Raw genomic sequence first — 5,232 nt, 5'->3', positions numbered from 1 at the left:
TACTCACCACTTGCAGAAGTGGGAGTCTCAACTCAGACTGAGATCAAACGCATATCATAAAATAATAAAAAGATTACGATCCTTACTTTATACCAAATAAAAATCGTAATCTTGAAACAAAGAACCTCTTTTATAAAATACATAATAGCGTACGGGATTTACTTTATGTCTCTACCAAGTTTAGTATTTTATGAATGAAGGTTCTTTTTTATGTATACTTATTTTTTCACTTATCAGGATGCTTTGCCTGAGAATTGTGGCTTTCCGATTTTTGGCAGAATGCATTTCATCTGGCTTACCTGCATTGCCATTGTTATTTTTCTTCTATGCAGAATATACCTGCGCCTTACAAAAATAAGACAATTACAAATGTTGAATATCACTGTGCTTCTGGCTTTATGCTGCACCTTTACACAGGATGCCATTTTGACTGTCACCGGACACATGAACGCCAGAATGTTGCCTTTCCACCTTTGCGATCTGGCAGGATTTTTCTATCTGTTCTTGCAAATGCAGGCATTGCGCACCGGTCGCTGGACTTCTCTTGTTGAAATTGCACTGTGCCTTTTTATGCCCGGTGCTGTCCTTGGCATTTTATTTCCGGTGTGGAACGTGTACCCACCTTTTCATTATATGACGATCCATGGTTTTGTATATCATGCGCTGATCATTCTTTATCCATGGTTACTTTTTGTCAGTGGAAACATTCGCCCTAAAACACGTCATATCTGGCAGCCGGTACTGTTGCTTTGCGGTATTGTTCCGCCTGTTTATCTTTTTAACAAAAAATTTGACAGCAATTATATGTTTATCAACGTACCGCTTGAAAACACGCCATTAGAATTTCTTGCAGATCAGATGGGAAATCCCGGTTATTTGCTTGGATATGCTATTTTTATTTTTCTACTGATACTGACTTTATATCAAGTTTTCGGCAAACTTACACAGCTGTTAAAAAAGTAGTCTTACTTATCCTTGTTTCTTTCACAGACAATTTTGCCATACAATGCCGCAAGAACCTGCTGAAACAATGTTCCAATCATAACAGGGAACAGTACTTCTCCTGGAAACGACGTTGCCGCAATGACTGCTCCAGCGCTGATATTTCGCATACCTGCTCCATACATCATGGAAATCTGTGTTTCACGATCCTGATGCATCAACCGCGCAATAAGCAATCCGATGGCATATCCACCTGCTGCCAGCAGTAAGATCACGCCTGCCACTTTCATCCGCTCCAGATTCATATGACGGATATAAGGCGCTACACCGGAAGAATTGGAAGCTACCACAAAAATCAATGCCATCTTGGAAAACGGTGCCAGTTTTGATGGCAGTACCTTCTGTGCTTTTCCTTTGCTGCATTGGTTTAATGTCATCGCCAGAACCGCCGGCAATGCCACCATAAAAATAAGTTGCCGCATCATCTGTGTTACATCGATCTGCACTCTTGAACCAACCATAACATGCAATGTCGCCGGTATTAAAAACGGTGCCAGAACAGTGTCAATGACTACAAGTGCCAGTGACATGGCATTATTACCGCTGTAAATCGTTACCCACATCAAACTAACTACCGCCGTTGGAACAGCAAACTCCAGTACAATTCCCGTAATCAGATTACTGTTGTCCGGAAAAATCAGATTTCCAAGACCGCAGGCTACTCCCGGAATTACCAGATGTAGTAACACCATAACGATCAGCAGCGCCCAAGGTGTTTTAAACACATTTGCCACATCCCGGAACTGGGATTTTAAAGCCCCGGTAAACGTAATAAACGCAAATACAAACGGCACAAAAGGCACGCCATGTTTCGCAATCTGTGGAAATAACACGCCAAACACCAGACACGCCGGCGTAACCAGTGCCATCCATTTTTCTATAAACTTATTAAATCGATTTAATATCTGCATATATCATACTTCCATTCTATATTCTGCGGTATTCTCTAATTTCTGCTTTTCTTACCATCGCAAGTATACCGTTCTTTTTATAGAAAAGCAAATGTGCGATGCAGATTTTTCATTCCACATCGCACACTCTATATTTCTTGTAATTTCACTTGTCATAAAAAATTATGTTTCTTTATCGTCGCATCAATGTTAAGATACCGCCAAAAAATCCATATCCAAGTGTAATCCATCCACAAACCAGCATCAGAAATGCCAGATGTGTCATTCCCGGAATCGTAACAAACAGATTCAAAATCATCACTGCTGCCAGTGAGATTGCTGCTACAACTACTGTACGTAAAAACAGATACAAATATTTACCTGAAATTGCTGTATGTTTTCCTGTTTTATTTGAATATGCATAAATCCTTTCCATCATGTCATGCCCTCTTTCTCAATATCAAAAACTCTTTTCTTTTGATACTGAAATCGTAGCATGCCATCGTAAAAACCAAAGCATATTACTGTAAATTGTAGGTAAAACTTTTACTTTTTGTTGTATAAGAAAAGCGCCCTGCAAAGGACGCTTTTCTTTCGCTCACAAGTATTTATCATTTAAGGAATGGTGTTTTATTCGTGGCAATGTGCACAGTCTACAGACTGGAATTTCTCATGATCGTACTCAATGCCGTTTTTGTCATAGTAATCTTTTACTGCTGCCTTTACTGCTTCCTCAGCAAGTACGGAACAGTGAATTTTTGCTGGTGGAAGTCCATCAAGTGCCTCAACTACTGCACGGTTGGAGAGTTCCAGAGCTTCATCGATTTTTTTACCCTTGATCATCTCTGTAGCCATGGAGCTTGTTGCGATGGCTGAACCACATCCAAATGTATTGAATTTTACATCTGTGATTGTCTGGTCATCATCAACTTTGATATACATTCTCATGATATCGCCGCATTTTGCATTTCCTACTTCGCCGACTCCGTCAGCATCTTCCATTTTACCTACATTTCTTGGATTCTGAAAATGATCCATTACTTTTTCACTATATAACATGTTTTTTCTCTCCTTTTTCCAATTCATCCCAAACCGGTGACATATTTCTTAAATAAGTTACGATCTTCGGTAATTCTTCTAATACATAGTCTACTTCTTCCTGTGTGTTGTACTCAGACAGGGATAAACGAAGGGAACCGTGTGCTACTTCGTGCGGCAGTCCGATTGCAAGAAGTACATGGGACGGATCTAAGGAACCGGATGTACAAGCAGAACCGGAGGATGCTGCAATACCTTTCATGTCAAGCATCAGTAACAGGGACTCGCCCTCGATGCCTTCGAAACAGAAGTTTACGTTACCCGGGAGACGTTTTGTGCGGTCTCCGTTTAATTTGGAATGCGGAATTGTCAGCAAACCTTCGATCAGACGGTCACGCAATGCTGTCATTTTTTCTGCATTTTCTTTCTGATGTGCCAGAACATCTTTTAATGCTGCTGCCATACCTACGATTGCAGGAATGTTCTCTGTGCCGGCACGTTTACCACGCTCCTGTGCACCACCTTCGATGATGTTGGAAAGCAGGATTCCTTTTCTTGCATACAGGAAACCAACTCCTTTTGGTCCGTGGAATTTATGTGCGGATGCAGACATCATGTCGATATTCTGCTCTTTTACGTTAATTGGGAGGTGTCCAACTGCCTGTACCGCATCCGTGTGAAAATATATGCCTTTTTCTTTGCAGATCGCGCCGATCTCAGGGATTGGCTGAATGCTTCCAATCTCATTATTTGCATACATAATTGTTACAAGACATGTATCCGGACGGATGGCTGCCTCAACTTCCTCTAAACGAACCATTCCATTCTCATGGACATCCAGATATGTTACTTCGTAACCTTCTTTTTCCAGTTTCTGCAGTGTATGAAGTACTGCATGATGCTCGAAGGCAGTAGAAATAATGTGTTTTTTATTTCTGCGTGCGCCCCATTTTGCTGCAGATACGATGGCCTGATTGTCAGCCTCGCTTCCGCCGGAAGTGAAATAAATCTCATTCGGCTGTGCTCCGATACAGGCTGCGATCTCCTCTCTTGCTTTCTCCAGTACTTCCTTGGACTTCTGTCCCGGAGTATGAAGACTTGATGCGTTTGCATATACGTTTTCCAGACATGGGATCATAGCGTCCAATGCAACCTGGCTCATTTTTGTCGTTGCCGCATTATCAAAATATACGTTCATAGTCCCTCACACTTTCTATTCTTAGTATTGTATTTTATCTATTGTTTCCTTAATTCTTGGATATATTATCATAGTATTCCCCTAATGTCAATAGGAATTGGGGTAATAAAATTTTAAGGTTATGAAGAAAGGACTCGGACTATTTTGTCTTGTAAGCTAACAATCGCTTTCCAAGAAAAAATAGCCCGAGTCCTTTCATTTACGTTACATATCTCACGACACCACAATAATGTTCGTATAACGTTTTAATACCACATCCGGAAGTTTTTCCGTGATGATCTGTGCCGATTCAAAGGTTCCAAACCGAATCGGATTCACCTGATGAAATTTGGTACTGTCACACAGCACATAGGATTTCAGACTGTGTGTCATGGCACATTCTTTGATCTTAGCTTCGTTAATCTCCGGTGTGGTAAATCCAACTGCCGGAGATGCCCCGTTGGTTCCCATAAAGCATTTTGTAAAATTGAATTTCTGCAAACTCATACACGCTTCGTTTCCAACAATGGCTTCTGTGGCAGCTTTCAGTTCACCGCCCAGAATAATGACATGAAATCCTTTTCCCGCCAGTTCCAGTGCATGTGATACCGCATTTGTCACGAAAGTTGCCGTTTTCTCCGTGATATATGGAATCATGCATGCGGTCGTTGTTCCGGCATCCAGATATACAAAATCATGTGGTTCGATCAGAGAAGCGGCATATTCTCCAATCTGCTGCTTCTCATCCTGATACAGCCCCTTGCGCTGTGAAACCTGCTCATCTTTTGTGGCAAGATTTGACTCTGCCAGCATGGCACCGCCAAATACCTTGACCAATGCACCTTTTTCATCCAACGTATTCAGATCCCGTCGGATCGTAGATTCCGAAGCATCAAAATACTCTTTCAGCTCCTGAACCGTCACACTGCCTTTCAAGGTAAGTAGGCGCAATATTTCCTCCTGCCTCTTTTCAGTTAACATACAACAAAAATCCTCTTTTCCCTTATCAATTGCAAATAATTATATAACGTTTCATTCCAAAATGCACATTGCATTTTGCTGTAAAATACACATTCTATATTCAAGAATGCTCCGGCATTCTTGTTGCGAGGTGCGCGTCATGCA

6 protein-coding genes are annotated in these 5,232 nt (G+C 41.3%); 1 reads left to right on the top strand and 5 read right to left on the bottom strand.

All coding sequences use genetic code 11. From position 1 onward, the window contains the following. Positions 1-369 precede the first annotated feature (369 nt). Positions 370-963 (top strand): YwaF family protein, encoded by a 594-nt coding sequence (locus LG34_RS15500; RefSeq protein WP_347486827.1) that lies wholly within the window; start codon positions 370-372, stop codon positions 961-963. A 2-nt stretch (positions 964-965) separates the two neighbouring features. Here the strand turns inward: LG34_RS15500 and LG34_RS15495 are convergent, their stop codons facing one another. The 5 genes from LG34_RS15495 to LG34_RS15475 form a co-directional block, all read right to left on the bottom strand. Next, a complete protein-coding gene (locus LG34_RS15495; protein ID WP_242979925.1) occupies positions 966-1,913 on the bottom strand; it encodes a bile acid:sodium symporter family protein in 948 nt (315 codons plus the stop codon). 172 nt (positions 1,914-2,085) lie between these two features. Further along, positions 2,086-2,331 (bottom strand): hypothetical protein, encoded by a 246-nt coding sequence (locus tag LG34_RS15490; protein ID WP_109216870.1) that lies wholly within the window; start codon positions 2,329-2,331, stop codon positions 2,086-2,088. A 191-nt stretch (positions 2,332-2,522) separates the two neighbouring features. Beyond that, positions 2,523-2,951 carry a Fe-S cluster assembly scaffold protein NifU gene (gene nifU, locus LG34_RS15485; protein WP_109216869.1) on the bottom strand — a complete coding sequence of 143 codons (429 nt, stop codon included), beginning with the start codon at positions 2,949-2,951 and terminating at the stop codon, positions 2,523-2,525. Continuing rightward, positions 2,941-4,128 (bottom strand): cysteine desulfurase NifS, encoded by a 1,188-nt coding sequence (gene nifS, locus LG34_RS15480; RefSeq protein ID WP_109216868.1) that lies wholly within the window; start codon positions 4,126-4,128, stop codon positions 2,941-2,943. The genes nifU and nifS overlap by 11 nt, the downstream gene beginning before the upstream one ends. Positions 4,129-4,341: 213 nt before the next feature. Then, entirely contained in the window at positions 4,342-5,088 is a 747-nt protein-coding gene (locus LG34_RS15475; protein WP_109216867.1) for a DeoR/GlpR family DNA-binding transcription regulator, read from the bottom strand. Between the last annotated feature and the right edge of the window lie 144 nt (positions 5,089-5,232).

Origin of the sequence: Eubacterium ramulus (assembly GCF_003122485.1) — a bacterium.
Classification (GTDB): domain Bacteria; phylum Bacillota; class Clostridia; order Lachnospirales; family Lachnospiraceae; genus Eubacterium_I; species Eubacterium_I ramulus_A.
This window is presented reverse-complemented; position numbering and strand designations above follow the sequence as displayed.